General features: G+C 68.8%; 28 protein-coding genes and 1 tRNA gene. 8 read left to right on the top strand and 21 right to left on the bottom strand.

What is annotated here, in order from left to right; all coding sequences use genetic code 11:
• Positions 1-55: 55 nt before the first annotated feature.
• The 17 genes from L2U69_RS07985 to dcd form a co-directional block, all read right to left on the bottom strand.
• Positions 56-1711, bottom strand: a complete 1656-nt coding sequence (locus tag L2U69_RS07985; RefSeq protein ID WP_236106258.1) for a GMC family oxidoreductase — start codon at positions 1709-1711, stop codon at positions 56-58.
• An 89-nt stretch (positions 1712-1800) separates the two neighbouring features.
• On the bottom strand, positions 1801-3603 hold the full coding sequence (locus L2U69_RS07980) for an SLC13 family permease (protein ID WP_236106257.1): 1803 nt from the start codon (positions 3601-3603) through the stop codon (positions 1801-1803).
• 111 nt (positions 3604-3714) lie between these two features.
• Positions 3715-4401: an SOS response-associated peptidase gene (locus L2U69_RS07975; protein ID WP_236106256.1), complete on the bottom strand. Its 687-nt coding sequence runs from the start codon at positions 4399-4401 to the stop codon at positions 3715-3717.
• Positions 4402-4424: 23 nt separating this feature from the next.
• The gene (locus L2U69_RS07970; RefSeq protein WP_236106255.1) at positions 4425-4685 is read right to left on the bottom strand and encodes a DUF2442 domain-containing protein; all 261 of its coding nucleotides are present in this window, start codon (positions 4683-4685) and stop codon (positions 4425-4427) included.
• A complete protein-coding gene (locus tag L2U69_RS19300; RefSeq protein ID WP_408065805.1) occupies positions 4660-4776 on the bottom strand; it encodes a hypothetical protein in 117 nt (38 codons plus the stop codon). The genes L2U69_RS07970 and L2U69_RS19300 overlap by 26 nt, the downstream gene beginning before the upstream one ends.
• Positions 4777-4845: 69 nt before the next feature.
• Positions 4846-4921 (bottom strand) — tRNA-Phe (locus L2U69_RS07965).
• Between the two features lie 109 nt (positions 4922-5030).
• The gene (gene yacG, locus L2U69_RS07960) at positions 5031-5243 is read right to left on the bottom strand and encodes a DNA gyrase inhibitor YacG (protein WP_236106254.1); all 213 of its coding nucleotides are present in this window, start codon (positions 5241-5243) and stop codon (positions 5031-5033) included.
• A gap of 56 nt (positions 5244-5299) precedes the next feature.
• Complete coding sequence (locus L2U69_RS07955) at positions 5300-6430, bottom strand: ribonuclease E/G (RefSeq protein WP_236106253.1); 1131 nt, start codon at positions 6428-6430, stop codon at positions 5300-5302.
• A 10-nt stretch (positions 6431-6440) separates the two neighbouring features.
• Positions 6441-7052 carry a Maf family protein gene (locus L2U69_RS07950; protein ID WP_236106252.1) on the bottom strand — a complete coding sequence of 204 codons (612 nt, stop codon included), beginning with the start codon at positions 7050-7052 and terminating at the stop codon, positions 6441-6443.
• Between the two features lie 21 nt (positions 7053-7073).
• Positions 7074-7292, bottom strand: a complete 219-nt coding sequence (infA, locus tag L2U69_RS07945) for a translation initiation factor IF-1 (protein WP_236106251.1) — start codon at positions 7290-7292, stop codon at positions 7074-7076.
• Between the two features lie 129 nt (positions 7293-7421).
• Entirely contained in the window at positions 7422-7877 is a 456-nt protein-coding gene (locus L2U69_RS07940) for an arsenate reductase ArsC (protein WP_329605377.1), read from the bottom strand.
• A gap of 8 nt (positions 7878-7885) precedes the next feature.
• The gene (locus L2U69_RS07935; protein ID WP_236106250.1) at positions 7886-8362 is read right to left on the bottom strand and encodes a UPF0262 family protein; all 477 of its coding nucleotides are present in this window, start codon (positions 8360-8362) and stop codon (positions 7886-7888) included.
• Between the two features lie 15 nt (positions 8363-8377).
• On the bottom strand, positions 8378-9679 hold the full coding sequence (gene hisD / locus L2U69_RS07930; protein WP_236106249.1) for a histidinol dehydrogenase: 1302 nt from the start codon (positions 9677-9679) through the stop codon (positions 8378-8380).
• Complete coding sequence (gene hisG, locus L2U69_RS07925) at positions 9669-10340, bottom strand: ATP phosphoribosyltransferase (RefSeq protein WP_236106248.1); 672 nt, start codon at positions 10338-10340, stop codon at positions 9669-9671. Before hisG ends, hisD begins: the two co-directional genes overlap by 11 nt.
• Positions 10340-10792, bottom strand: coding sequence for a DUF2948 family protein (locus tag L2U69_RS07920; protein ID WP_236106247.1), 453 nt, complete (start codon positions 10790-10792; stop codon positions 10340-10342). Before L2U69_RS07920 ends, hisG begins: the two co-directional genes overlap by 1 nt.
• Positions 10789-12051, bottom strand: a complete 1263-nt coding sequence (gene murA / locus L2U69_RS07915) for a UDP-N-acetylglucosamine 1-carboxyvinyltransferase (protein ID WP_236106246.1) — start codon at positions 12049-12051, stop codon at positions 10789-10791. The genes L2U69_RS07920 and murA overlap by 4 nt, the downstream gene beginning before the upstream one ends.
• A gap of 13 nt (positions 12052-12064) precedes the next feature.
• The gene (dcd, locus tag L2U69_RS07910; protein ID WP_236106245.1) at positions 12065-12619 is read right to left on the bottom strand and encodes a dCTP deaminase; all 555 of its coding nucleotides are present in this window, start codon (positions 12617-12619) and stop codon (positions 12065-12067) included.
• A 183-nt stretch (positions 12620-12802) separates the two neighbouring features.
• On the opposite strand from dcd, the gene L2U69_RS07905 reads away from it, so the two are divergent.
• From L2U69_RS07905 to L2U69_RS07875, 7 genes are all read left to right on the top strand, one after another.
• Positions 12803-13354: a hypothetical protein gene (locus L2U69_RS07905; RefSeq protein WP_236106244.1), complete on the top strand. Its 552-nt coding sequence runs from the start codon at positions 12803-12805 to the stop codon at positions 13352-13354.
• Between the two features lie 94 nt (positions 13355-13448).
• Positions 13449-14789: an aminodeoxychorismate synthase component I gene (gene pabB, locus L2U69_RS07900; RefSeq protein WP_236106243.1), complete on the top strand. Its 1341-nt coding sequence runs from the start codon at positions 13449-13451 to the stop codon at positions 14787-14789.
• A gap of 79 nt (positions 14790-14868) precedes the next feature.
• Positions 14869-15435, top strand: a complete 567-nt coding sequence (locus L2U69_RS07895; RefSeq protein WP_236106443.1) for an anthranilate synthase component II — start codon at positions 14869-14871, stop codon at positions 15433-15435.
• Positions 15432-16232: an aminotransferase class IV gene (locus L2U69_RS07890; protein WP_236106242.1), complete on the top strand. Its 801-nt coding sequence runs from the start codon at positions 15432-15434 to the stop codon at positions 16230-16232. The genes L2U69_RS07895 and L2U69_RS07890 overlap by 4 nt, the downstream gene beginning before the upstream one ends.
• A gap of 155 nt (positions 16233-16387) precedes the next feature.
• Entirely contained in the window at positions 16388-17908 is a 1521-nt protein-coding gene (gene adh, locus L2U69_RS07885) for an aldehyde dehydrogenase (RefSeq protein WP_236106241.1), read from the top strand.
• 165 nt (positions 17909-18073) lie between these two features.
• Positions 18074-18469 (top strand): DUF779 domain-containing protein, encoded by a 396-nt coding sequence (locus L2U69_RS07880; RefSeq protein WP_236106240.1) that lies wholly within the window; start codon positions 18074-18076, stop codon positions 18467-18469.
• Positions 18470-18567: 98 nt separating this feature from the next.
• Positions 18568-19221, top strand: coding sequence for a response regulator (locus tag L2U69_RS07875; RefSeq protein WP_236106239.1), 654 nt, complete (start codon positions 18568-18570; stop codon positions 19219-19221).
• Here L2U69_RS07875 and L2U69_RS07870 read toward each other — a convergent pair whose 3' ends face one another.
• On the bottom strand, positions 19222-21825 hold the full coding sequence (locus L2U69_RS07870; protein ID WP_236106238.1) for a hybrid sensor histidine kinase/response regulator: 2604 nt from the start codon (positions 21823-21825) through the stop codon (positions 19222-19224).
• On the bottom strand, positions 21818-23017 hold the full coding sequence (gene nosP, locus L2U69_RS07865) for a nitric oxide-sensing protein NosP (protein WP_236106237.1): 1200 nt from the start codon (positions 23015-23017) through the stop codon (positions 21818-21820). The genes L2U69_RS07870 and nosP overlap by 8 nt, the downstream gene beginning before the upstream one ends.
• A 171-nt stretch (positions 23018-23188) precedes the next feature.
• Between nosP and L2U69_RS07860 the strand changes: the two genes are divergently transcribed.
• Positions 23189-23788, top strand: coding sequence for an EF-hand domain-containing protein (locus tag L2U69_RS07860; protein WP_236106236.1), 600 nt, complete (start codon positions 23189-23191; stop codon positions 23786-23788).
• Between the two features lie 4 nt (positions 23789-23792).
• Here the strand turns inward: L2U69_RS07860 and L2U69_RS07855 are convergent, their stop codons facing one another.
• Complete coding sequence (locus tag L2U69_RS07855; RefSeq protein ID WP_236106235.1) at positions 23793-24320, bottom strand: cytochrome b/b6 domain-containing protein; 528 nt, start codon at positions 24318-24320, stop codon at positions 23793-23795.
• Positions 24321-24463: 143 nt separating this feature from the next.
• Positions 24464-24730 carry a PepSY domain-containing protein gene (locus L2U69_RS07850; RefSeq protein ID WP_236106234.1) on the bottom strand — a complete coding sequence of 89 codons (267 nt, stop codon included), beginning with the start codon at positions 24728-24730 and terminating at the stop codon, positions 24464-24466.
• Positions 24731-24841 lie beyond the last annotated feature (111 nt).

The following is a 24841-nucleotide window of genomic DNA, read 5'->3' as shown; positions in this document are numbered from 1 at the left end:
CCTGTCGTTCCGGCCAGTATCGGCCGGACCGGCCCCGCGTGCGGGTGAGGATTTCTCATCGGGCGTTGAGGCCGCCCTGCCGGTCTTCCCGGGCCATGGCAGCCCCCTTCTCGGCGATCATGGCGGTCGGCGTATTGGTATTGCCCGAGGTGATGGTCGGCATGACCGAGGCGTCGATGACGCGCAGGCCCGCGATGCCGAAGAAGCGCAGTCTCTCGTCGACGGCGGCGGTGGGATCGTCCGCGCGCCCCATCTTCGCCGTGCCCACGGGGTGGAAGATCGTGGTGCCGATGTCGCCCGCCGCCCGGGCGAGACTTTCGTCGTCGTCGCCGACCGTGGCACCCGGCAGATATTCCTCCGGCCGATAGGGCGCCAGGCAGGGCTGCGCCATAAGGCGGCGGGTGACGCGGATGGCGTCCGCCGCCACCCGGCGGTCGTCCTCGGTCGATAGGTAATGGGGCGCGATCACCGGCGCCTGGCGGAAGTCGGCACCGCGCAGGGTGACCGTCCCGCGCGACGTCGGCCGCAGGTTGCAGGCACTGACCGTGATCGCCGGGAAGCGATGCAGGGGATCGCCGAATTTGTCGAGCGACAGCGGCTGGACGTGGAACTGGATGTTCGCCCGTTCCCGAGACGGGTCCGAGCGGGTGAACAGGCCCATCTGGCTCGGCGCCATGGTCAACGGCCCGCGCCGGCGGAACAGATAGTCGAGGCCCATGAGGCCGCGCCGGACCAGATTGTGATAGGTCTCGTTCAAGGTGCGCACGCCCGTGACCTTGTAGATCGCGCGCTGCTGCAGGTGATCCTGCAGGTTGCGGCCGATGCCGGGATGATCCAGGGCGACATCGATGCCGTGGCGCGCCAGCTCGTCGCCGGGGCCGACGCCGGACAGCATCAGGATCTGGGGTGTGCCGATCGCGCCGGCGCACAGGATCACCTCGCCCTTCGTGCGGGCCTCGAAGCCGGTCTCGCCCTTCGAAAAGCGGACACCCGTGGCGCGCCCTGCCGCGAACAGAAGGCGTTCGACCTGGACGCCGGTTTCGAGCCGCAGGTTCGGCCGGCTCAGCGCCGGTTTCAGGAACCCCCGGGCGGCGGACCAGCGCCGGCCGTTCTTCTGGTTCACGTGGAAATAGGAGACGCCTTCATTGTCGCCGGTGTTGAAATCGTCGATGGCGGGCACGCCCATCTCGACCGCCGCCTCGCGCACGGCATCCAGTACGTCCCAGCGCACGCGCGGCGGTTCGATGCGCCAGCCGCCGCCGGAGCCGTGATGTTCGCCGGGCCCCATGAAGTGGTCTTCCAGCGACAGGAAATGGGGCAGGACGTCGTCGTAGCCCCAGCCCGCGAGGCCCAGTTGCCGCCAATGGTCGTAGTCGGCGGCCTGGCCGCGCATGGAGATCATGGCGTTGATCGCGGAACAGCCGCCGATCACCTTGCCGCGCGGATAGATCAGGGATCGGCCGTTCAGACCTGGTTCCGCCTCGGTCCTGAACATCCAGTCGGCGCGCGGATTGCCGATGGCGAAGAGATAGCCGACGGGAATGTGGAACCAGATCCAGTCGTCGCGCCCGCCGGCTTCGAGGAGAAGCACCCGTGTGCCGGGATCGGCCGAGAGACGGTTGGCGACGATGCAGCCGGCGGTGCCGGCCCCGACGACGATGTAGTCCCAGTCTCCCCGGGCCCAATCTCCCTCCAGCCGCGCCTCGGCCATGGCCGTCTCCCCGTTTGGTTTTTTTCGTGCCTATGGGTGGCACGGCGGGCGCGGCGCCTCAACCACCACCTTTTGCGGAGGCGGCGGGGTCAGAACCACAGAAGATAGACGGAGGTGACGGCGACGACGCCGCAGAGCAGGTTCAGCGGCGCCCCCACGCGGACGAAATCCAGGAAGCGATAGCCGCCGGCGGAATAGACCAGCGTATTGGTCTGATAGCCGATGGGGGTGGCGAAGCTGGCGCTGGCCGCGAACATGACGACGACGACGAAGGGGCGCGGGTCCAGCCCCAGGGACTGGGCGAGCGCGATGGCGATCGGTGTCACCACGACGCCGACGGCATTGTTGGTGACGATCTCCGTCAGGGCCGAGCCGATCAGGAAGACGGTGAACAACTGGATCAGCGGCGGCATCTCGCGCAGCCAGGGCACGGCCTGTTCGACCAGCAGTTCGACGGCGCCGGTCGATTCGAGGGCGCGGCCGACCGCCAGCATGGCGAAGATCATGATGATGATCTGCCAGTCGACGGTGGCGAAGGCTTCGTCGCTGTCGATGCAGCGGGTCAGGAAGACGAAGGCGACGCCGATCCAGGCCAGCGCCACGATGGGCAGGACGCCGAAGGCGCCGCCCGCGATGACGAGGCCGAGGGCGACGATGGCGGCCGGCGCCTTCTCCATGCGCAGCGCCTTGTCGGCGGGCACGTTCAGGTTGATCAGGCCGTTGTCGGTGGCGAGACGGGCGAGGTCGTCGGGCGCGCCTTCCAACAGCAGGCTGTCGCCCACCTGCATCTCGACGGTCTCCAGCCGGTCGGCCAGATTCTCGCCCGCATGGTGGAGCGCGATCGGATAGACGCCATAGCGCCGGCGCAGGCGGGCATGGCGCAGCGTGCGCCCGATCAGGCGCGAATTGGGACCGATCAGCGCCTCGGCGACGATGGTGGAGCGGCTGGCCACGGGAGCCAGTTCCTCGCCGTCGCTGGCGGCCTGGGCGGCGCGGCCGACCTCGACCCCGGCGCGATCGCGGATGGTCAGGACATTGGCGGCGCCGGTCTTCAGGACGACGATGTCGCCGGCCTGCAGCACCACGGCATCGAGGTCGCGGCGCAGCGAAAGGTCGCCCCGGACGACGTCGATCACCCGCCGGTCGGGGCCCTGGAAGACGCGGATCGCCGAGGGTGCCTGGCCGATGGTCGGGCTGTCGGGCGGGATCAGCACCTCGACCAGGAAGCGCCCCGCCTTGCCCTGGGCCCCGGTCAGCGAGCCGTGTTCGGGCAGGAAGCGGCGCCCGATGAAGATCATGTAGAGCAGCCCGACCGCGGCGACCGGCAGGCCGACCAGGGAAATCTCGAACATGCCGAAGGGTTCGAGCCCGTTGGCCTGGGCGACGCCGTCGACCAGCAGGTTGGTGGAGGTGCCGACCAATGTGGTGGTGCCGCCCAGGATGGCGGCGAAGGAGAGCGGGATCAGCAGCTTCGAGATGGCTATTCCCGACTTGTTGGCGAGCGCCACCACGATCGGGATCATCAGCACCACGAGGGGCGTGTTGTTGATGAAGGCGGAGGCGCAGCAGGCGATCAGCACGATGGCGCCGACCATCACGCCGGCCCGGCGAAGCGGCAATTGTTCCAGGCGGAAGATCAGGGCGTCCAGCACCCCGGTGCGCACCAGCGCGGCGCTCAGGATGAACATGGGCATGATCGTCCAGGGCGCGTTGTTGGACATGACGTCCAGCATGTCGGCGGGTGCGATCAGGCCGAGGCCCAGGGTGGTCGCCATGCCCATGACCGCGATGGCGGCTGGGGGATAGGCTTCGGTCGCGAAACCGACCAGCATCAGACCGATGACGATCAACGCCGCCACGGGGGCATAGCTCTCGAGCCCCAGAAATTCCATTTAACCCCCGCCCCGCAGCCTCGGCCAGACTGCTTAAGATACGCGATTCAGTGCCAAGTCAATGCGCAAACCGGCGCGGCGGCCGGCTGGCACCCCGGTTGGGACCCCCTGTCACGACGCGGCCGCCAGGGCCGTGGTGAGGCCGGCATCGTCCTCGCTCACCTTGCCGACCCGGTTGTCCACCCGGTGGAACCGCCAGGGCCCGGGATGGGGGCGCAGCAAGGCGTGGGGCGGCGTTTCGGCCCGCAGCCAGGCGTCGAAATCCGCCGCGTCCAGCACCACGGGCATGCGCGGGTGCAGCGGTGCCAGTTCGGGCACCGCCTCGGTCGTGACGATGGCGTGGGAGACGATCGCGTTGCCGTCGCCGTCCCGCCACAGGCTCCAGAGCCCGGCGAAGGCGAAGGGCCGCGATTCGGGCCGTTCGATGAAATGGACCGGCTTCTGCTTCTCGCCCGCCGGCGGTGCCGACCATTCGTACCAGCCGTCCGCCGGCACCAGGCAGCGCCGCCGCCGCCACGGCTCGCCATAGAGGCGCGAGCCGTCCAGGGTCTCGGCCCGCGCATTGATGGTCGATATCTTGATTTCCGACAGAGACGCCACCCAGGGCGGGATCATGCCCCAGCGACTGGCGATCAGGGAGCGCCGGTCGCCGTTCTCCCCGATGATCGGCAGCTTCTGTCCCGGCGCCGCATTATAGCGCGCCCCGATCCCTTCGGGCGCCGGCTCGACGGGCACCGTGAGCCCATAGAGATCGTGAACCCGCCGCCAGTCGATCCGGATTGTATAGCGTCCGCACATGAGCACAGGATAAGGGCGGGGCCTCAGCGATGCATCGGCGCCGGCGCGCCGCGCAACAGACCCTCGGTCGAGAGATCCTCGTCGAGATCCGGCCAATGGATTCCGTAACCGCCGCCCGCGATCACCCAATGTGCCCGCGCTTCGGGGCTGGCCTTGGCCAGGCGCGGATACCGGGCGATCGGCACGGCGATGGTGCGACCGTCCATCAGGTCGACCGAAAGCGTGTCATCGGTCAGCGCAACCCCGCGCACCCGAATATCAGCCGCCAGTACCGAAATACTCATGCCACGCTCCCAACAGGGCCCCCCGATGATCCCGGACCATCGCGACGATCCGGGAAAGCGCCTTGGCGTCGAAGCCTATGTTGCGCGCCAAGGCAATCTCGTCGAGCCATGTATTGGCCGAAGCGCCTGCTTTGTCGACGAAGCACTATGACTCGGGAAATGGTGCCCAGGGGCGGATTCGAACCACCGACACGCGGATTTTCAATCCGCTGCTCTACCAACTGAGCTACCTGGGCCCTGGACGGTGGAAGAGTCGCCACCGGTCGGCGAGGACGCCGTATTTAGAGGAAAGGGCCGGGGGCGTCAATCGCCCATTCCGGAAAAACCGACGGCCGCCGGCCGGGGTCAGCGGCCGTCCTCGGAATCGCCCGGGGCGAAGCCGTCGTCGCCCGGAATCTCGCTCTCCGCCGCCGGGATGGCGTAATGGCCGCCCAGCCAGCGGCTCAGGTCGACGTCGGCGCAACGCGGCGAGCAGAAGGGGCGATGGCGTTCCATCGAGGGCCGCCCGCAGATCGGGCAGGGGCGGGGATTGTCGTTGGCCGGGGCAGGTTTGGTCATGGGGCACGTCTGCTCATGGGGTCCGGTCTGTCCTCGAACGCTTGCCGCTTCTTTCGTCAGGGCGCCGTCGTTACCGTGATCGCACGGCCCGTGGCCGACGCCTCGACCGTCAGGGGCGCGCCGACGGCGAGGGAAAGCTCGGCCAGGGCGCCCTTTGCTTCGAGATAGCGGAGCACGTCGCCGGGCACAAGGGCGCGCTGGGCCCGGCCGGGGGCATGGCGCGCCAGGGTCAGGGCCTCGCGCCAGAGCCGCGCCGCCAGATGGGCGGGCGAAAACCGGCGACCGAAGGCCGAGGGGCAGGGCTCGGTCGCGGCGCGCAGCAGGCTGTCGCCCTGACGCGCGCGGGTGATCAGGACGATGCCGTTGAGATTGCCGCCGGCGAGGTCGGGCCGGCGCGGATCGGCGGCCAGCGCCTGCTTCAGGACGGCGCGGCCGGCGGCGATCGCGGCATGGTCGCCGATGAAGTCGATCACGATCTGGCCCGAGAGGTCGCGGCGGCGGATCTCGCGCGCGGCGATGCGCGCGCCCGCTTCGTTGGCGGCGCGGGCACCGAAGGCGCCGCCGTCGATGTCGATGGCGGTCAGGGCCTCGGTCTCGTCGATGGTGATGCGTCCGCTCGGGACGAGAGGCACCACCCGTTGCAGGCTCGCCTCGAAATCATCGGCGATGCCTTCGGCGGCGAAGAGGTCGGCGAACCCATGGGCCGTCTCGACCGCGATGCCGAGGGCGCGGAGGGCGGCCGCCAGCGCCGGCTGGGGCATCGTGCCGCCCAGCAGCGCCGATGTGACCGAAAGGCCGGCGGCATGGCGGGCGGCGGGATGGGGCGCCGGTGACAGGACGGCGGGACGATCACCCTCGAGCCCGGCGGCGAGGGCGGCGGGGGTACGGGCGCTGACCCGGGCCGCCTTGTCGCCGTCGGCATCGCGCAGGATCTCGACGGCGAGGAGGCTGCCCTCGGTCGCGCCGGGGGCGTCCTTCCGCTTCAGGAAGGCGGGGCGGTCCAGGCCGATGTCGATGAAATAGGCGCCCAGGGCCGCCTCGGTCGCGATGATGCGGCCCTGGCGGATCTCGCCCGGGCGGGGGCGGTGGCCGGCGGGCCAGATCAGGAATTCGGCGGGCGCGCCATCCTCGATCAGGGCGAGACGGGTCTCGATCGGCCCGCTTTCGACGAGGAGGCGCCGTGCCATCCCGGCGCCCTCAGGCCGGCGGCGCGGCGAGCGCCAGGCCGTTGCCGTTCAGCAATTGCCAGGTCTCGTGGAGGGGGAGGCCGACGACGTTGGAATGAGAGCCGGAGAGGGCGCGCACCAATGCCTCCGCCCGGCCCTGGATGGCATAGCCGCCGGCCTTGCCCTGCCATTCGCCGCTGGCGAGATACCAGGCCGTCTCCTCGGCCGAGAGGCGCTTGAAGGTGACCGTGCTCCGGCCGAGGCGGCTGCGCAGCGCGCCGTCGGGCCGGATCAGGGCGAGCCCGGTCAGGACCCGGTGGCGCCGTCCCGACAGCAGGGCGAGGCAGCGGCGCGCCTCCGCCTCGGTCTCGGCCTTGGGCAACACGCGGCTGCCGCAGGCGACCACCGTATCGGCGGCGAGGATGAAGCCGGGGGCGGCACCTTCGGCGGCCAGCCGCGCCGCGACGGCGCGTGCCTTGTCCTCGGCGAGGCGGACGGCGAGTTTCTCCGGCGATTCGCCCGGACGGGGCGCCTCGTCGAGATCGGCGGCGATGATTCGGTCCGGCGTCAGGCCGAGTCGGCCCAGCAGCTCGCGCCGGCGCGGCGAGGCCGAGGCGAGGGTGAAGATGAGCCTGTCTCCCATGGGCGAAAGCCCCTGGGGTGCTTACTTGAAGCGGAAGGTGATGCGACCCTTGGTCAGGTCGTAGGGGGTCATTTCGACCAGCACCTTGTCGCCCGCGAGGACGCGGATGCGATGCTTGCGCATCTTGCCGGCGGTATGGGCCAGCACTTCGTGATCATTGTCGAGACGGACACGGAAGTGGGCGTTGGGGAGAAGTTCGGTCACGGTCCCCGAAAACTCGATCGACTCTTCCTTGGGCATAAGGTCTCCTGGTTGCCTCGAAGGCGCAGCTTGGGAAATTCAGGCGAGGAACATGCGACCGCATCCCGGTTTTTGCAAGTGTTCCGCTCGCATTGCCGCGTTGTCTGCCGCGCATTTGAAGAAAATATGTCAGACGGTGGGGGCCTTCACCACGCCGAAACGGCCCCGGATACGCTTCAGCAATTGATCGCGCACCTCGCGATAGGCATCGAGAACCTGTTCCCGGCTGCCCTGGGCGAGACTGGGATCGAAGGTCGGCCAATATTCGACGTCGCAGGCCATGGTCCGGGTCAGGTCCACCGCCTTGTGCTGGGCCTCGGGGCTGAGGGAGACGATCAGGTCGAAACTGGTGTCCTCCAGATCGTCGAAGGCCTTGGGGCGGTAGCGCGAAATGTCGATGCCCATCTCGTCCATCACGGCGACGGCGAAATGATCGAGTTCGCCGGCCCGAACGCCGACGCAGTCGGAAAAGATCACCCGGCCGTAGAAATGGCGCATCAGGCCCATGGCCATGGGCGAGCGGATGGCGTTCTGCGTGCAGCAGAACAGCACCGCCCCCGGCAGATCGGTTCCGAACCCGACCACGGCCTCGCTCAGCCCTTCATGAAGAGGACGCAGATGAGGGTGAAGAGGCGCCGCGCCGTATCGAAATCGACCTCGATCTTGCCCTGGAGCCGTTCCATCAGCAGTTCGGAACCCTGGTTGTGCAGTCCGCGCCGGCCCATGTCGATCGCCTCGATCTTCTGGGGCGTCGCGGTCTTGATCGCGGCGTAATAGGAGGTGCAGACCGCCAGATAGTCGCGGATCAGGCTGCGGAAGGGCGACATCGCCAGGATGATCTTGCCGAGCGGGCGTTTCTCCGCGTCATGGATGTCGAAGACGAGGCGCGTCTCGGCGATCGAGAGATGGAGGTGATAGGGCCCGTCGTGATCGCCGATGGGCGAGAAACTGTTCTCGTCCAGCAGGTCGTAGATGGCGACCTTGCGCTCGTGCTCCACATCGGGGCTGCGGCGCGCGACCGTGCCCTCGTCCAGGGTGATGCCGACCAGCTTCCTCGTATCCGCGGACATCGGCCCTCCTCTTTCCTAGTTGGCGGCTCCCAGGCGGACGGCGACCGACAGGGCGTGGGCGTCCAGCCCCTCGGCCCGGGCCAGCGTCACCGCCGCCGGGCCGATGGCGCGGACGGCATCGGCATCGCAGCCGACCAGGGTGGTGCGCTTCAGGAAGTCGAAGACCGACAGCCCCGAGGAGAAGCGCGCCGTGCGCGCCGTCGGCAGCACGTGGTTCGGCCCGGCAACGTAATCGCCGATCGCTTCCGGCGTATGACGGCCGAGGAAGATGGCGCCGGCATTGCGCACCTTGGCGGCGAAACCGTCCGGGTCCTCCAGCGCCAGTTCCAGATGCTCGGGCGCGACGGCATCGACCAGGGCCGGCGCTTCCTCGAGCCCGCGCAGGCGGATGACGGCGCCGTGATCCGCCCAACTCTTGCGGGCCGTCGCCGCGCGCGGCAGGCGCTCCAGATGGGTCTCGATGGCGGCGAGCACGGCATCGGCGAAGGCGCCGTCGTCGGTCAGCAGGATCGACTGGGCGCTCTCGTCGTGTTCTGCCTGGGACAGGAGGTCGGCGGCGATCCAGGCGGGGTCGTTGGCGCCGTCGGCGACCACCAGGATCTCGCTCGGCCCGGCGATCGAATCGATGCCCACGAGGCCGAAGACCTGGCGCTTGGCGGCGGCGACATAGGCATTGCCCGGGCCGACGATCTTGTCGACCGGCGCGATCGCCTCGGTGCCATGGGCCAGCGCGGCGACGGCCTGGGCGCCGCCGATGCGCCAGATGTCGGTCACGCCGGCGCGCTTGGCGGCGGCCATGACGGCGGCATTGACCACGCCTTCCGGCGTCGGCACGACCATGACGATCCGGGGCACGCCCGCCACCTTGGCCGGCAGCGCATTCATCAGGACGGATGAGGGATAGGCGGCGGTGCCGCCCGGAACATAGAGCCCGGCGGCCGCGACCGAGGTCCAGCGCATGCCGAGGCGGACCCCGGCGGCGTCGGTATAGTGATCGTCCAGCGGCATCTGGCGGGCGTGGAAACTCTCGATCCGTGTCGCGGCGAGGTCGATCGCGGCCAGCAGGTCGTCGTCGACGCCGGCGACCGCCTCGTCGATCTCATTGGGGCCGATGCGCAGATCCTCGATCGCCTCGAAGGCGACGCGGTCGAAGCGGTTGGTGTAATCCAGCACGGCGGCATCGCCGCGCGCCTTCACGTCGGCGACGATCGCGGCGACGGCGGCGTCGACATCCTCCGACATCTCGCGCTTGGCCGAGATCAGGGCTTCGAACTCGGCGGCGAAATCCGGCGATCTGGTGGTCAGGTCACGCGGCATCGACGGCTCCCTTGAAGGCGTCCATCCAGCCCCCGATCTCCTCGACCCTGGTCTTGAAGGCGGCGCGGTTGACGACGAGGCGGGACGAGATCTGGGCGATCCTCTCGACCTCGACGAGGCCGTTGGCGCGCAGCGTGTCGCCGGTCGAGACCAGGTCGACGATGCGCCGGCACAGCCCCAGGGTCGGCGCCAGCTCCATCGCCCCGTTCAGCTTGATGCATTCCGCCTGCACCCCGCGCGCCGCGAAATGGCGCCGGGTGATGTTGGGGTATTTGGTGGCGACGCGGACGTGGCTCCAGCGCGTCGGATCGTCGCTGCCCGCGATTTCCGCCGGTTCCGCGACCGACAGGCGACAGTGCCCGATGTCGAGGTCGAGGGGGGCATAGATTTCGGGATAGTCGAATTCCATCAGGACGTCGTTGCCCGCGACCCCCAGATGGGCGGCGCCGAAGGCGACGAAGGTGGCGACGTCGAAGGCGCGCACGCGGATCAGCGAGACGCCGGGATGGGCGGTCCTGAACTTCAGGGCGCGCGATTTCTCGTTGTCGAAATCGGGCTCCGGCGTCAGGCCCACCTTGTCCAGGATGGGGCGCAACTCCTTCAGGATGCGCCCCTTCGGCAGGGCGAGTACCAGCCCCTCGTTGGGCGAACGGGTCACCATCAGGCTTTTTCCTCGATATCGTGGTTGGGCGCCCTCGGCGTCGGCCACGGCTCGGTCAGATCCTTCATGCCGCCGTCGATCGTCTCCGCCTCCAGGCGGATCAGGGCGTCGCCGGCGAAGACGAGGTCGATCGAGACTGCGTCTTCCGTCTCCTCGGCCTCGATGGCGAGGAGGTTCAATACCTGTTCGACCGCGTCGCGGTCGATGCCACGGGTGCGCACCTTGCGCACCGTGTCGAAATGCAGGCCGCAGCGCCGCCGCAGGCCGCCGTCGTGCCCGGTCTCTTCCGCCTCCCAGCAGAAGCGGTTGGCGACCAGGGCGAAGCGCCGGGCGGTGCCCAGATAGATCAGATCCGCCGTCTTGACCACCGCGTCCTGCACCAGGGCGGAGACGATGGCGAGATCGTCCGCGTCGGTGAAGCCGAGGTGGAGCCGGGGCGCCGTCACGATCACTCGCCCGCTTCGCGCCGGATGTCGGCGCCCACGGCGCGCAGCTTCTCCTCGACCCGCTCGTAGCCGCGGTCGAGGTGATAGATCCGGTTCACCACCGTCTCGCCTTCGGCGGCGAGGCCGGCCAGCACCAGCCCGACCGAGGCGCGAAGATCGGTCGCCATCACCGGGGCCCCCTTCAGGCGCGGCACGCCGCGCACCAGGGCGGAGGCACCGTGGACGGTGACATTCGCGCCCATGCGCGCCAGTTCGGGCACATGCATGAAGCGGTTCTCGAAGATCGTCTCGGTGATCATGGCGGCCCCGTCCGCCGTCGCCATCAGGACCATGAGCTGGGCCTGGAGGTCGGTCGGAAAGCCGGGATAGGGCTGGGTCATGACGTCGACGCCGACCACGCGGTGACCGTTCCGTTTCACCCGAAGGCCGCGTTCGGTCGCCATCGCCTCGACCCCGCAGCGGTCGAGGACGTCGATCACGTCCTCCAGCGTATCGGGGCGCGCGCCCACGAGTTCGACGCTGCCGCCGGCGACGCCGACCGCCATGGCGAAGGTGCCGGTCTCGATCCGGTCCGGCAGGATCGAATAGCGGGCACCATGGAGCGACGCCTTGCCCTTCACGGTCAGGCGTTCGGTGCCGATGCCCTCGATCTCCGCGCCCATGGCCTTCAGGCAGAGGGCGAGGTCGGTGATCTCAGGCTCGCGCGCGGCATTGTCGAGCACGGTCTCGCCGTCCGCGAGCGTCGCCGCCATCAGCAGATTCTCGGTCGCGCCGACCGAGACGAAGGGAAAGCGGATGGTGGCGCCCTTCAGGCCCTTCGGCGCCGTCGCATGGACATAGCCGTCGGCCAGCTCGATATGGGCGCCCATGGCTTCCAGGCCCTTCAGGTGCAGGTCGACCGGCCGCGTGCCGATGGCGCAGCCGCCGGGCAGCGATACCCGCGCCTCGCCCATCCGCGCGACCAGCGGGCCGAGTACCAGGACGCTGGCGCGCATCTTGCGCACGATGTCATAGGGCGCGGTGGTGCTGGCGATTTCCGCCGCCGTGATCTCGACGTGGCGCGGCCCGCGCACCAGGGCGGCGCCATGCTGTTCGACGAGACCCAGCATGAAGCCGACGTCCGCCAGTTCCGGCAGATTGTCGAGGGTCAGGGTCTCCGCCGTCAGCAGGCCGGCCGCGATCAGCGGCAGGGCCGCGTTCTTGGCGCCGGAGATCGGGATTTCGCCGTGGAGTTCGCCGCCGCCGCGGATGACGATACGCTGCAAGGTCTCTCTCGCTTCAAAGCTTGGGCAGGGTCACGCCCCGCTGGCCCATGTATTTCCCCGCCCGGTCGCCATAGGAGGTTTCGCACGGCTGGTCGCCCTGCAGGAACAGGAACTGGCAGGCGCCTTCGTTGGCGTAGATCTTCGCCGGCAGGGGGGTGGTGTTGGAGAATTCGAGCGTGACGTGGCCTTCCCATTCCGGCTCCAGCGGCGTCACATTGACGATGATGCCGCAGCGGGCATAGGTGCTCTTGCCGAGGCAGATGACGAGCACGTCGCGCGGGATGCGGAAATATTCGACCGTGCGGGCCAGCGCGAAGGAATTGGGCGGGATCACGCAGACGTCGGTCTTGCGGTCGACGAAGCTGTTGCTCGAGAAATTCTTCGGGTCGACCACGGCGCTGTCGACATTGGTGAAGATCTTGAACTCGTCCGCCACCCGCGCGTCATAGCCATAGGACGAGAGCCCGTAGGAAATCACGCCATCGCGCTTCTGGCCCTCGACGAAGGGCTCGATCATCTTCTGCTCTTGAACCAGCTTGCGGATCGCGATGTCGGACAGGATGGACATGAGGGTCTTTCGCGGCGGTCTTTCGGATTTCAGACCGCTTATCTAGTGCCTTTTCCGCCGATTTGGAACCTGGGATACGGTCGGGGCGCCATGGCCTGCCTGCGGGGGTGAGGCCGCTCACAGGCCGGACGGCCGAATCGGGGCGATGATGGCGTCCGGTCGCGTCGAAAATGAGGTCACGCCATGAAAATACTTGCCGCCGTCGCGCTGTCTCTCGTGCTGGTCGCCGGCGGTCGCGCCGGGGCCGTCGACTGGACCCTTTCGCCCGACGGCTACGGGCCGGTCCGCATCGGCATGGCGCCGGCCGAAGCGGCCCTGGCGCTCGGCATGGCCCTGGCGCCGACGGATCCCACGGTGGCGGCGCCGGACCCCGAATGCCACCACCTCCATGCCCCGGCCCTCGAGGGCGAGGACATCACCTTCATGGTGGAGCACGGCAGGATCAGCCGGGTCTCGGTCTATTCCGGTCCGCTGTCCACCGGTACCGATCGGGGCATCACCATCGGCAGCACCGAGGCCGAGGTGCTCGCCGCCTATGGTGACAGCGTCGAGATCCAGCCCGCGGAATATGTCGACGGCCACGATGTCGTCGTCTGGGACGAGGGGGCGGGACGGGGCATCCGCTTCGTCACCATGGCGGCGGATCCGGCCGACCTGTCCGAGCCGTTGCACCTTCACGTCAGCGAAATCCACGTGGGCGGCGAATCCATCCATTGGGTCGAGGGCTGTTCCTGACGACGGCTGTCTTCCTGACGACGGTTGTCCCTCTGACGGCGGTTGCCCTCCTGACGACGGTTGCCCGGCGGCGCCGTGCTTGCCACAAGGGGGCATGGCGATCTTCTCCCTGGGCCCGCTCGATTCGATGCAGGCCGCCGCGCGGCTGGCGGCGCTGCCGGGCTTCGTCTTTCTGGACAGTGCCCTGCGCCACCCCAGGCTCGGACGGTTTTCCTATCTGACCGCCGATCCGGTCGGGATCTTCGAGGTGCGGGACGGCGGGGCCCGCTGGCGGGGGACGGCGATGGCGGGAGCGCCCCTCGACGTGCTGCGCGGCCTGCTGGCGCGCGGCCGGGCGGCGACGGGGGATTTCGCGCCGTTCCGGGGCGGGGCCGTCGGTTTTCTGTCCTATGAGGCCGGGCGCCTGTTCGAGGTCCAGCCGCGCTTTCCCGACGGTCCGGTCCCGGACATGGCCTTCGGTCTTTATGACTGGCTGATCGCCTTCGATCACGCGACGGGCGAGGCCACGCTCGCCACCGGCCTGTTTCCCGATGGCCCGACCGATCGGGCGGATCGAATCCGTGCCCTGCTGTCGGAGCCGGCGCCCGAAATACGGCCGGCGCCCCGGCTCGACTGGCGGGCCGAGGTCTCGGCCGGGGATTATCGCGCCGCTGTCGCCCGCGTGATCGAGGCGATCCTGGCCGGCGACCTGTTCCAGGCCAATATCGCCCAGGGTTTCACCGCGCCCTGGCCGGCGGACGGCGATCTCCTGTCCCTGCACCGGGTGCTGCGCGCGGCCAATCCCGGCGATTTCGCCGCCTGCCTCGATCTCTGCGGCATCGGCGTCGTCTCCACCTCGCCCGAATGTTTCGTCACCGTCGCCGACGGCCGGGTGGAGACCAGGCCGATCAAGGGCACCATCGCGCGGGATCCGGATCCGGCGGCGGACGCGGCGCGGGCCGAGCGCCTCGCCGCCTCGGTCAAGGACCGGGCGGAGAATGTGATGATCGTCGACCTGCTGCGAAACGACCTGTCGCGCGTGTGCCGGCCCGGCACGGTCGCGGTGCCGGAACTCTGCGCCATCGAAACCTATGCCGGCCTGCATCACATGGTCTCGGCCGTGACGGGCGCGCTTTCGCCCGGCCGCGATGCCCTGGACCTGCTGGCCGCCGCCTTTCCCGGCGGCTCCATCACCGGCGCGCCCAAGCCCGAGGCCATGCGCCTGATCGCCGAGATCGAGGGCCGGCCGCGCGGCGTCTATTGCGGTTCGATCGGCTGGCTCGGCTTCGACGGTTCGGCGGGCTTCAACATCGCCATCCGCACGGTGGAAATCGCGGACGGCACGGCGCGCTTTCGGGCCGGCGGCGGCATCACCGCCCTCTCCGACCCGGCGGCGGAATATCGCGAGACCCTGACCAAGAGCGAACGGGTGCTGTCCGCGACCGGGCGTCGTTGACGGCCCGTGGCCATTTCCCTGCCGAGGGTTTCTTGTCTAGATAAGGACCACAGCAATCAACGATGCGGATATGCCGCCCGTGATCCTCGTGATCGACAATTACGACAGCTTCGTCTTCAACGTCGCCCGCTACCTGACGGAACTGGGGGCGGAGGTTCGCGTGCTGCGCAACGATACCGTGACACCGGCGGCGGTCGAGGCGATGGCGCCGCGGGCCTTGGTCATCTCCCCCGGGCCGCTGGCGCCGGATCGGGCCGGGGTCTCCCTCGATCTCGTGAGGGCGTTTTCGGGGCGGCTGCCCATTCTCGGTGTCTGTCTCGGCCATCAATGCGTCGGCCAGGCCTTCGGCGGGCGGGTGGTGCGGGCGCGGCGGCCGCTGCACGGTCAGGCGACGCCGGTCGCCCATGACGGCACCGGCCTTTTCGCCGGCCTGCCGGCACCGCTCACGGTCGGGCGCTACCATTCCCTGGTGGTCGAACTGAGCGGCGACGAGCCCCTGACGGTCACCGCGACCTCGGCCGAGGGCGAGGTCATGGCGCTCGCCCACGCCGAACATCCGACCTTCGGCGTGCAGTTCCATCCCGAATCCATCCTGACCGAAGGCGGTCACGGCCTGCTGCGCAACTTCCTGGAGCGGGCGGCATGATCTGGTTCGACGGCACCGTCCGCCCCGCCGGGCCCATCCCCCTCGATCCCGGCGACCGGGGCCTGCTGCTCGGCGACGGGGTGTTCGAGACCGTCCTGGTGCTTCGGCGCCGGCCGGTCGATCTGGAGGCCCATCTGGGCCTGCTGCGCGCCGCCGGTGAAACCCTCGGTTTCGCGGCGCCGCCCGAAACCCTGCGGCGGGCGGTGGCGGACCTGGTCGCGGCGATGCCGGGCGACCATGGCGTGATCCGCCTGACGGTCAGTCGGGGGGCGGGACCGCGCGGCCTGCGGCCGCCGCCGGACCCTGCGCCGGTCGTCCTCGCCACGCTGGCGCCCTGGACGCCGGCCATGGCGTTCCTGCCCGTCGCGCTCGCGACCGTCGGCATTCGCCGCAACGAGACCTCGCCCCTGTCGCGCATCAAGAGCCTGTCCTATCTCGACAATGTACTGGCGCACGGCGAGGCCCGCCGCCTCGGCGCGGACGATGCCCTGGTCCTGAACACGCGGGGGGGCGTCGCCGGCAGCGCGATGGCCAATCTCTTCGCCGTGATCGACGGCCGGGCGGTCACGCCGCCGGTCGCGGACGGCGTCCGGCCCGGCACCATCCGCCGCCGTCTGCTCGAAGGGGCCGGTGCCGTCGAGGCCAGCCTGACGCCGGAGCGGATCGCCGGCCATGCCCTGTTCCTGACCAACAGCCTGCGCCTGATCGCGCCGGTCAGTCATCTCGACGGGCAGCCCCTGCCGCCGCCGCCGCCGGGTTTCGCCGCGGATCTTTCCGCCGCCCTCGGCCTTTCGTGATCAACGGGATTACAGTTTCGATGCCGCATCGGCGAAGGCTCCTTCGCGCCTGCGGCGGCCGGTGCCTAGTACCATAGTGCTATTCTGGCCGGCTTCGCTTTCGGCTATCGCTTCTCCGTGGCCCCAACCAGACATAACGGCCCAGGGAGCGAACAATGATCCACCAGACCATCGAAGAAATCTCGAAATCCATCGCGTTCCGCTCGCGCTATGAAAACTTCATCGGCGGCAAGTGGGTGGCGCCCGTGCGCGGTCAGTATTTCGACAATGTGACGCCGATCACCGGCCTGCCGGTGGCGCAGATGGCGCGCTCCACGGCGGAAGACATCGAGCTGGCGCTCGACGCCGCCCATGCCGCCAAGGAAGCCTGGGGCCGGACCTCGGTCGCCGAACGCGCCCGTCTCCTCAACAAGATCGCCGACCGCATGGAGGAGAAGCTCGAACTCCTCGCCATGGTCGAGACCATCGACAACGGCAAGCCGATCCGCGAGACCAAGGCCGCCGACCTGCCGCTGGCGATCGATCACTTCCGCTATTTCGCGTCCTGCGTCCGCGCGCAGGAAGGCACGATGGCCGAAATCGACCACGACACGGTCGCCTATCACTTCCACGAGCCGCTGGGTGTCGTCGGTCAGATCATCCCGTGGAACTTCCCGCTGCTGATGGCGTGCTGGAAGCTTGCGCCCGCCCTTGCCGCCGGCAATTGCGTGGTGTTGAAACCCGCCGAACAGACCCCGCTGTCGATCATGGTCTGGGCCGAGCTGATCGGCGACATCCTGCCGCCGGGCGTCCTGAACGTCGTCAACGGTTTCGGCATCGAAGCGGGCAAGCCGCTCGCGTCCAACAAGAGGATCTCCAAGATCGCCTTCACCGGTGAGACCACCACCGGCCGCCTGATCATGCAATATGCCTCCGAGAACCTGATCCCGGTGACCCTGGAACTGGGCGGCAAGTCGCCGAACATCTTCTTCGACGACGTCGCGGCCGAGGACGACGATTATCTCGACAAGGCGATCGAGGGCTTCGTGCTCTTCGCGCTGAATCAGGGCGAAGTCTGCACCTGCCCCAGCCGCGCCCTGATCCACGAAAAGATCTATGATCGCTTCATGGAAAAGGCGCTGGCCCGCGTCGCCGCGATCAAGCAGGGCGATCCCCTGGACGGTTCGACCATGATCGGCGCCCAGGCCTCGAACGACCAGCTCGAGAAGATCATGTCCTATATCGACATCGGCAAGGCGGAAGGCGCCGAGCTGCTGATCGGCGGCGAGCGCAACGTGCTGCCGGGCGAGCTGGCCTCGGGCTATTACGTGAAACCGACCGTGTTTCGCGGCCACAACAAGATGCGGATCTTCCAGGAGGAGATCTTCGGCCCCGTCGTCTCCGTCACCACCTTCAAGGACGAGGCCGAGGCGCTGTCGATCGCCAACGATACGCTCTATGGCCTCGGCGCCGGTCTCTGGACCCGGGACGGCAACCGCGCCTATCGCTTCGGCCGCGCGATCGAGGCGGGCCGCGTCTGGACCAACTGCTACCACCTCTATCCGGCCCATGCGGCCTTCGGCGGTTACAAGCAGTCGGGCATCGGCCGCGAGACCCACAAGATGATGCTGGATCATTATCAGCAGACCAAGAACCTGCTGGTCAGCTACAGCCCGAAGGCGCTCGGCTTCTTCTGATCCGGAAAGGTCGGCGGTCCTCAGGCCGCCGCCCTTCCCTTTCGTCACCTTATACCCTTCGTCATCCCGGCGGAGGCCGGGATCTCGTGACGGAAGGGCGCCTTTGCCTGATGGAGGTCCCGGCCTTCGCCGGGATGACGAAGTTCTCCTAGGAAAGGAACCACCATGGTCTCGCGCGTCGAAGTGACCGATGCCGCGGTCGCGGTGATCGAGAAGCTGAAGGCCCTGCACGGGCCCCTGCTGTTCCATCAATCGGGCGGCTGCTGCGACGGCTCCGCCCCCATGTGCTACCCGCGCGGCGAATTCCGCGTCGGGGGGCGCGACGTCTTTCTCGGCACGATCGCGGATACGCCCTTCTTCATCGGCGCCGCCCAGTTCGAATATTGGTCCCACACCCAATTGATCATCGACGTGGTGCCGGGGCGCGGCTCCGGCTTCTCGCTGGAGGCGCCGGAAGGCGTGCGCTTCCTGACCCGCAGCCGCGTCTTCACCGATGCGGAGGCCGCCGATCTGCCGGCGCCCGTCACCGGCGAGGTCTGGGCCGAAGGCGTGCCGGCCTGATCGCGAATTCCAGCCTTAAGTCGCCTTGCCCCGAAAGTGCGACTGGGTCATAGAGGGATGCGGCCATCACAAGAAAAAAGGCCGCGACGGGGAAACGCATGCTGAAGGTCCTGATCGCCGACGATCATCCCCTGTTCCGCGAAGCCCTGCAGGGCGCCGTCGCGGCGGTCCGGGCGGACGCGCTGGTGGTGGAGGCGGCCAGTCTCGACGGCGTCCTCGACCTCGTTCGGGACGACGATGATTTCGACCTCGCCCTCCTCGATCTGCGCATGCCCGGCATGGACGGGCTCGAAGGCCTGGTGACGCTCCGGAAAGTGCGGCCCGACCTGCCGGTGGTCATCGTCTCGGCGCTGGCCGATCCCGATACGGTCAGCCGCTGCATGGCCTGCGGTGCCGCCGGCTATATCCCGAAGTCGCTCGGAAGGGAGCGGATCCGCGCGGCGGTGGAGGACGTGCTGGCCGGCGGCATCTATGTGCCCGACGCCGCCCATCTCGACGGCGCGGGCGAGACGGCGCTCCGGAGCCCGGCGCCGGACGAACCCTTCACCCGTATCGCCAGCCTGACGCCGCAGCAGCGCCGCGTCCTCGATCTCATGGGCGAGGGTCGCCTGAACAAGGAAATCTGCCATATCCTCGGCGTTTCCGAGACCACGGTGAAGGCTCATGTCTCGGCCGTGCTGCACAAGCTCGGCGTCGCCAGCCGGACCCAGGCCGTATTGGCGCTCAGGCGCATGACGGATCTGCGCGGCTGATCAGCCGTCCAGCAGCGCGGTCATCAGGGCGCGCAGCTTGGCCGGCTTCACCGGCTTGTAGAGCAGGGCGCAGCGTTCCATGGCGCGGACGCTGGCCTGAAGCTCCAGGCTGCGGTCGGCGGTCAGGAGGGCGGCGGGCACCGTCCCGCCCAGACGGTGGCGGAGCAGGCCGATGGCCTCGATCCCGGTGCGGCCCCGGTCCAGATGGAAATCCGCCAGCACGATGTCGGGCGGAACATCGCCGGCGCGGGCGATGGCGTCGCCCAGGCCCCGCGCCACCGCGACCTCGCAACTCCAGCCCTCCAGCAGGCTGCGCATGCCGTCCAGGATCGCCGGCTCGTTGTCGATGACGAGGACGCGGGTACCCGCGCGCGCCACCGGGGCGACGGCCGGGGCCGCCGCGGGCCTTGCCGGGGCCGCCATGGGGGCGGCCCCGGGCAGGTCGATGGCGAAGCTGGAGCCACGGCCGGGCTGCGACGAAACCGCGATGTCGTGATCGAGCAGGCGGGCGATGCGGCGCACGATGGAGAGCCCCAGGCCGAAGCCGTTCTCCGTTCCGTCCGGCTGATCGAGGCGGCGGAATTCCTCGAAGATTTCTTCCAGCCGGTCGGCGGGAATGCCGACGCCGGTGTCGTGGACGAAGACCCTGAGCCGTCCTTCCCGGCGCCGCACGCCGAACAGCACGCGGCCGCGCGGCGTATAGCGGATCGCGTTGGAGACGAGGTTTTGCAGGATGCGGCGGAACAGGCGCGGGTCGGTCCGTGCCGAGAGCGATGACGGCACCATGCGCAGGTCGACGCCGCGGGCCCGCGCGATCGGCGCCATCTCCTCCATCAGGCCCGACAGCAGGGGGCCCAGGGCGATCGCCCGCGTCTCCACCGTCACCCGGCCGGCATCGAGCTTCGAGATGTCGAGCAGGGTGCCCAGCAGTTCCTCGACCGCCGCCAGCGAATTGTCGAGCTTGCGGGTCAGCGCGCCGCCCTGGCCGGGCAGGGCCTGATCGGTCAGGGACGAAACGAAGAGACGCGCCGCGTTCAAGGGTTGCAACAGGTCGTGGCTGGCGTCGGCCAGGAATTTGGTCTTGGACAGATTGGCGCGTTCGGCCTCCAGCTTCGCCTGTTCCAGCTCGACCGAGACGCGCTCGCGCTCGGCGATCTCGCTGCGCAGGGTCTCGTTCAGGGTGACGAGGCTGGCGGTCCGCTCGGCGACCCGGCGTTCCAGCATCTCGTTGGCTTCGGCCAGCAGGCGTTCGGCCCGGCGCCGCTCCGTGATGTCCTGGATCAGGGTGAAGAAGCCGATCACGTCGCCGTCGTCGGCGATATGGGGGACATAGGTGGCGATGCCGAAGCGGCCCGCGCCGGGCAGCGCCAGTTCGAAGGCGGTGACCTGACCGCCGAGAGCCCGCGCCATCGGGGCGCGCCGCGTCTCATAGTCGGCGGGCGACAGGATCTGCGATACATGCAGTCCCACTGGATCGCGGCCGTCGCCGAAAGTTTCCCGGTAGGGCCGATTGCTGAAGCGATAGACGAGATCTGCATCGACATAGCAGATCATGGCGGGCATGGCGTCGGTGACGAGGCGGATGCGGCGTTCGCTGTCGCGCAGGCCCAGCTCGGCTTCCTTGCGGTCGGTCACTTCCTCGAAGGTACAGACGAAGCCGCCGCCGGGCATGGGGTCGCGCTTGATGGCGAACCAGCGGCCCATCCAGGGGCATTCGTCCGTCGCCTGATCGCCGGGGAGCAACGCGCCGGGGATGAGGGCATCGGCGCCGCGCCGCCGGTTGAAGGCGACGAAATCGTCGAAACGCGCGCCCGGCATGGCGAAGACCGGCGGCAGGTCCAGCATGCGCCAGAAGCGTTCGTTGGCATGGACCAGGATGCCCCCGGCGTCGAACACGGCGACGCCCAGCGACATGCTCTCGATCGTCGCCTGCAGGTGGCGGGAGCGTTCGGCCAGGGCCTGTTCGCGCATCTCGTCCTCGGCGCGCTTCAGGTCGGTGATGTCGGTCAGCACCGTGGCGATGCCGCCCTCGGCCGAGAGGCGGTCGTTCATCTGCACCCAGCGCCCGTCGGCGAGGCCGTGGACGGCGCGCGCCGGCCGGCCCCGGCGCACCGCCTCGCGTTCCGCCAGACGCGCCTTGATCCAATCCGCCGCCTGCTCTCCCGGCATGGCGATGTCGCCGGCGCGAAAACTCCGGGTCAGCAGGTCGTGATAGGTCACGCCGGCGCGGATGCGTTCGCGCTGGGACGGCCAGTAATCGAGGAATTTCTGGTTGAACAGGATCAGGCGGTCGTCGCGGTCGAACAGGGCGAAGCCTTCCGACATCGCCTCGATCGCGTCGTGCAGGCGGTTCTGGGCGGTCTGGCTGGCGATGATCGCGGCATTCAGGTCGTCGTTGGTGCGCTCCAGCGAATGCATGGTTTCGGTCAGCTCGCGGGTGCGGTCGTTCACCTTGCGGTCGAGGAAGATCGCCGCCTCGAACAGGGTGAAGGCATTGCCGTGGAAATCCAGGCTGCGCTCCACCCGGCCCATCAGGGCGCGGTTGATCTCCGTCAGCTTGTCGATGCGCCGCTCCAGGTCGGCCACGCGGGTCTCGTCAGCCATGGCGGACACCCGTGCCGCCACCCGTTCCAAAGGCGATGCCGGTGAAGGTCTGGTTCACATGCATCATGCCGAATTGTTCGCCATAGGTGGAAAAGCCGGTCACCCGGTTCTCGACCATCAGGTTCTGCACCGGGCCCAGGATCTGGCGCTGTTCCATCTCGAGATAGCGGAACACGCAATCGAAGCCGAGCACGGCCTCGATCGGGCCGACGCCGCGCTTCAGGTCGTCGAAGGTGTCGGACAGATTGGCGATCAGGTCGATCGACGCCGCCACCGTCATCACGATGCCCTCGTCGATGGCGCAGAAGAAGGACAGGCTGCCGTCGTCGTGGACGCGCTGGATGGAACGCACATAGTCGCGCCCGGCGGCGCGCACCACCAGGGGGTGGGCGGCGAAGACGGCGGGGGTCAGGTCGCCGGCGCGCAGTCCGATCAGGCGGGCGTATTCGGCGGCGGCCGGCTCGGCGTTGATCTCCGCCACCAGACGCCGCGCGGGATCGGCCCGCGTGACCACAAGCTTCTCGCTGGACGAGACGAAATGCTGGGTCTGGAAGGTCTGGAACGGCAGATCGGTCGAGACCAGGCTGACGATGGCGGCATCCTTCCGCGTCTCGCCGCCGAGGAGGACATGGGTCTCGCGGAACATCAGGTCGTCCCCGGCCGAACCGCCGATCAGCGGGATTTCGGCGAAGGCATCGCCCAGGATCGAGACCAGGATCTCCTCGCTCATGGAAAGCCCGTCGCTGATCAGCAGGGCGAAGGTGCGGCCCTTGCGCGCGCCGCGCGCCGCCGCGTGCTCCTCGCGCATGGCGTGGACCAGGGCCTGGCCGTCCTCGAAGCGAAAGCGCGACATGGGTTCGATCAGGCGCGCGGTCACGGTGAAGCGATCGGCGGAAAAGGCGACGGCGGTGACCGTGCCGGTGCGATAGCCCCGGGGCGTGATTTCGCCCGCCGTGGTGCAGCCGGCGATGGTGGCGCCCGGCACGGCCCGCGACAGGCCGGCGGCGACCCCCGCCAGATCATAGCTCGGCGAACAGAACAGCAGCAGGAAGGCGACCGGCGCCGGCCCGATCCCCGACAGGATCTCCGCCACCGCGCCCTCGACATGGGGCGCCTCGCTGGTCGCCCGGCGGACGCCGGGGCCGTTTTCGGGGCCGTTGTCCTTGCTGTTTTCCGGTTCGTTTCCGTCCATGCCGATCCTCGCCCGGCTCTGCGGCCGCTTGACGGTGATCATGGGCCCGGCCGCGCGGCGCCGTCTACTGATCGAAAGTGCAATGACGGGCGGGGTGCGGGCACATGCTTGCCGTCGGCGAGCCGGGGCCATAGGATCCCGCCCCTGGGAAGAAACGGGGCGGGAGGAACGATGTCTCGCGTGAAAATCCGGGTGGCGGGCCTGACGGCGGTCGCCGTCCTGTCGGTCCTCGCGGTCGGCGGCTGCAACCGCTCTCGGCTCGCCTACAGCGCCGGGCCGCCGGTCGCCGTCTCGGGCGAGCCGCTGCTGTTCGAAAGCGGCGAAAGCTGCAGCGATGCGCAAGGCCGCTGGTTCCAGCGCGCCGACGGCAATGGCGACGGTGTCGTCGATCTCGCGGAGGCGAAACTCGACGCCGCCCGCTTCTTCGCCTCGGTCGACGCGGATGCGAACGGCTTCGTCACGCCCGTCGAACTGACCGACTTCCGGGTGAAGACCTATCCGCCGGAATACCGTCGCGCGATTTCCAACCCGATGCCGCCATCGGAACCGCCGGCGACGACACCCGGCGGGACCGAGATCCCGGATCCCGAAATGCGGCGCTTCCTGCTGACGCCGGTGACGACGGATCTGGTGATGTCGGCGGACGCGGACCTGGACTTCCGCGTTTCCCTGGCCGAGATCCAGACCAAGCTGACCGAGCGCGGCGCCAAGCTGGACGCCAATGGCGACGGCGCCCTCTCGCGTTCGGAGGTCGCCGCTTTCTGCAACTGACGCCTCAGGCGCGCTTTCGCCCGGTGATCATGGCGCGCGCCAGATTCTCGCCGTGGCGGAGGCTGGAGAACAGGACGCCCGCCAGATGCAGGCCGATCAGCGCCAGCATCAGGTTGGCGAATATTTCATGCGCCCCGCCCATCCAGTCGACGCCGAAGAAGGCGTCGGTGGTCGATAGCCAGCCGGTGAGGCCGGTGGCGGCGACGTCCAGGATCAGGGCGACGATCATCACGCCGCCGGCGGGGTTGTGGCCGATATGGCGTTGGCCCGCGCCGCGCATCTCGTCGAAGAGATAGCGAAGGGCCGTGAACGGGCTTTTGACGAAATTTGCGAAACGGGCGTGGCGCGGGCCGATCAGGCCCCAGACGATACGGAAGGCGACGAGACCCAGCGCGACATAGCCGGCCCTGCGGTGCAGCCATTCGCCTTCCTCCACCAGCCAGGCGAGGGCGATGGCGCCGACCAGCGACCAATGGAACAGGCGGACCAGCGGATCCCAGACCTTCACGGTCTTCGGCGACGTCGACGTCATGGCGGAAATCCTCGGCAATGGAGAAGGGGGATAGGGGGCGGAAGGGGTGAACCCTGTATCGATCGAGGGGCAGGGGTGACCGATACAGGGCCCCAGGCGCCGACACCCCTTGCCGGCGCGAGGTCATGCGGAAGGGGGAAGGCTCAATAGGTCTTGGTCTTCACCACTTCGGCGGTCCAGGGGTTGATGTACATCTCGACCTTCTTGCCGTCGGGGGCGATGCCCTTGAGCTCGTAGCAGCCGTCCTCGTCGTCGAACTTGCGGATCTGATAGCCCTGGCCCTCGAACCGGGCCTTCACTTCGGCCTCCGGCTTCATCGGGCCGTCGCCCCTGCACATGTCGTCCTCGGCGAAGGCGGCGCCGGCGGACAGCACCAGGGCGGCGGCGGCGATGGGGAGAAGGTGACGCATCTCGTGCTCCTTGCTATGGTGCGCCGGCCGGGTGGGGCATGGCTCGGCGTCGAGCGGGACTATCGCCGGGCAAGCTGACGGCTGCCTGACGGACCGCGGATTGACGGAACG

The organism is Zavarzinia marina, assembly GCF_021568905.1.
Lineage (GTDB): Bacteria > Pseudomonadota > Alphaproteobacteria > Zavarziniales > Zavarziniaceae > Zavarzinia > Zavarzinia marina.
This window is presented reverse-complemented; position numbering and strand designations above follow the sequence as displayed.

Coding starts and splice junctions, on each gene's coding strand:
- L2U69_RS07890 (WP_236106242.1), top strand. CDS start 15,432: ATGATCTGGTTCGACGGCACCGTCCGCCCCGCCGGGCCCATCCCCCTC.
- L2U69_RS07870 (WP_236106238.1), bottom strand. CDS start 21,825: ATGGCTGACGAGACCCGCGTGGCCGACCTGGAGCGGCGCATCGACAAG.
- L2U69_RS07860 (WP_236106236.1), top strand. CDS start 23,189: ATGTCTCGCGTGAAAATCCGGGTGGCGGGCCTGACGGCGGTCGCCGTC.
- L2U69_RS07875 (WP_236106239.1), top strand. CDS start 18,568: ATGCTGAAGGTCCTGATCGCCGACGATCATCCCCTGTTCCGCGAAGCC.
- L2U69_RS07850 (WP_236106234.1), bottom strand. CDS start 24,730: ATGCGTCACCTTCTCCCCATCGCCGCCGCCGCCCTGGTGCTGTCCGCC.
- pabB (WP_236106243.1), top strand. CDS start 13,449: ATGGCGATCTTCTCCCTGGGCCCGCTCGATTCGATGCAGGCCGCCGCG.
- L2U69_RS07980 (WP_236106257.1), bottom strand. CDS start 3,603: ATGGAATTTCTGGGGCTCGAGAGCTATGCCCCCGTGGCGGCGTTGATC.
- hisD (WP_236106249.1), bottom strand. CDS start 9,679: ATGCCGCGTGACCTGACCACCAGATCGCCGGATTTCGCCGCCGAGTTC.
- L2U69_RS07985 (WP_236106258.1), bottom strand. CDS start 1,711: ATGGCCGAGGCGCGGCTGGAGGGAGATTGGGCCCGGGGAGACTGGGAC.
- L2U69_RS07955 (WP_236106253.1), bottom strand. CDS start 6,430: ATGGCACGGCGCCTCCTCGTCGAAAGCGGGCCGATCGAGACCCGTCTC.
- L2U69_RS07855 (WP_236106235.1), bottom strand. CDS start 24,320: ATGACGTCGACGTCGCCGAAGACCGTGAAGGTCTGGGATCCGCTGGTC.
- infA (WP_236106251.1), bottom strand. CDS start 7,292: ATGCCCAAGGAAGAGTCGATCGAGTTTTCGGGGACCGTGACCGAACTT.
- adh (WP_236106241.1), top strand. CDS start 16,388: ATGATCCACCAGACCATCGAAGAAATCTCGAAATCCATCGCGTTCCGC.
- yacG (WP_236106254.1), bottom strand. CDS start 5,243: ATGACCAAACCTGCCCCGGCCAACGACAATCCCCGCCCCTGCCCGATC.
- L2U69_RS07975 (WP_236106256.1), bottom strand. CDS start 4,401: ATGTGCGGACGCTATACAATCCGGATCGACTGGCGGCGGGTTCACGAT.
- dcd (WP_236106245.1), bottom strand. CDS start 12,619: ATGTCCATCCTGTCCGACATCGCGATCCGCAAGCTGGTTCAAGAGCAG.
- L2U69_RS07970 (WP_236106255.1), bottom strand. CDS start 4,685: ATGAGTATTTCGGTACTGGCGGCTGATATTCGGGTGCGCGGGGTTGCG.
- nosP (WP_236106237.1), bottom strand. CDS start 23,017: ATGGACGGAAACGAACCGGAAAACAGCAAGGACAACGGCCCCGAAAAC.
- L2U69_RS07935 (WP_236106250.1), bottom strand. CDS start 8,362: ATGTCCGCGGATACGAGGAAGCTGGTCGGCATCACCCTGGACGAGGGC.
- L2U69_RS07950 (WP_236106252.1), bottom strand. CDS start 7,052: ATGGGAGACAGGCTCATCTTCACCCTCGCCTCGGCCTCGCCGCGCCGG.
- L2U69_RS07880 (WP_236106240.1), top strand. CDS start 18,074: ATGGTCTCGCGCGTCGAAGTGACCGATGCCGCGGTCGCGGTGATCGAG.
- hisG (WP_236106248.1), bottom strand. CDS start 10,340: ATGGTGACCCGTTCGCCCAACGAGGGGCTGGTACTCGCCCTGCCGAAG.
- L2U69_RS07905 (WP_236106244.1), top strand. CDS start 12,803: ATGAAAATACTTGCCGCCGTCGCGCTGTCTCTCGTGCTGGTCGCCGGC.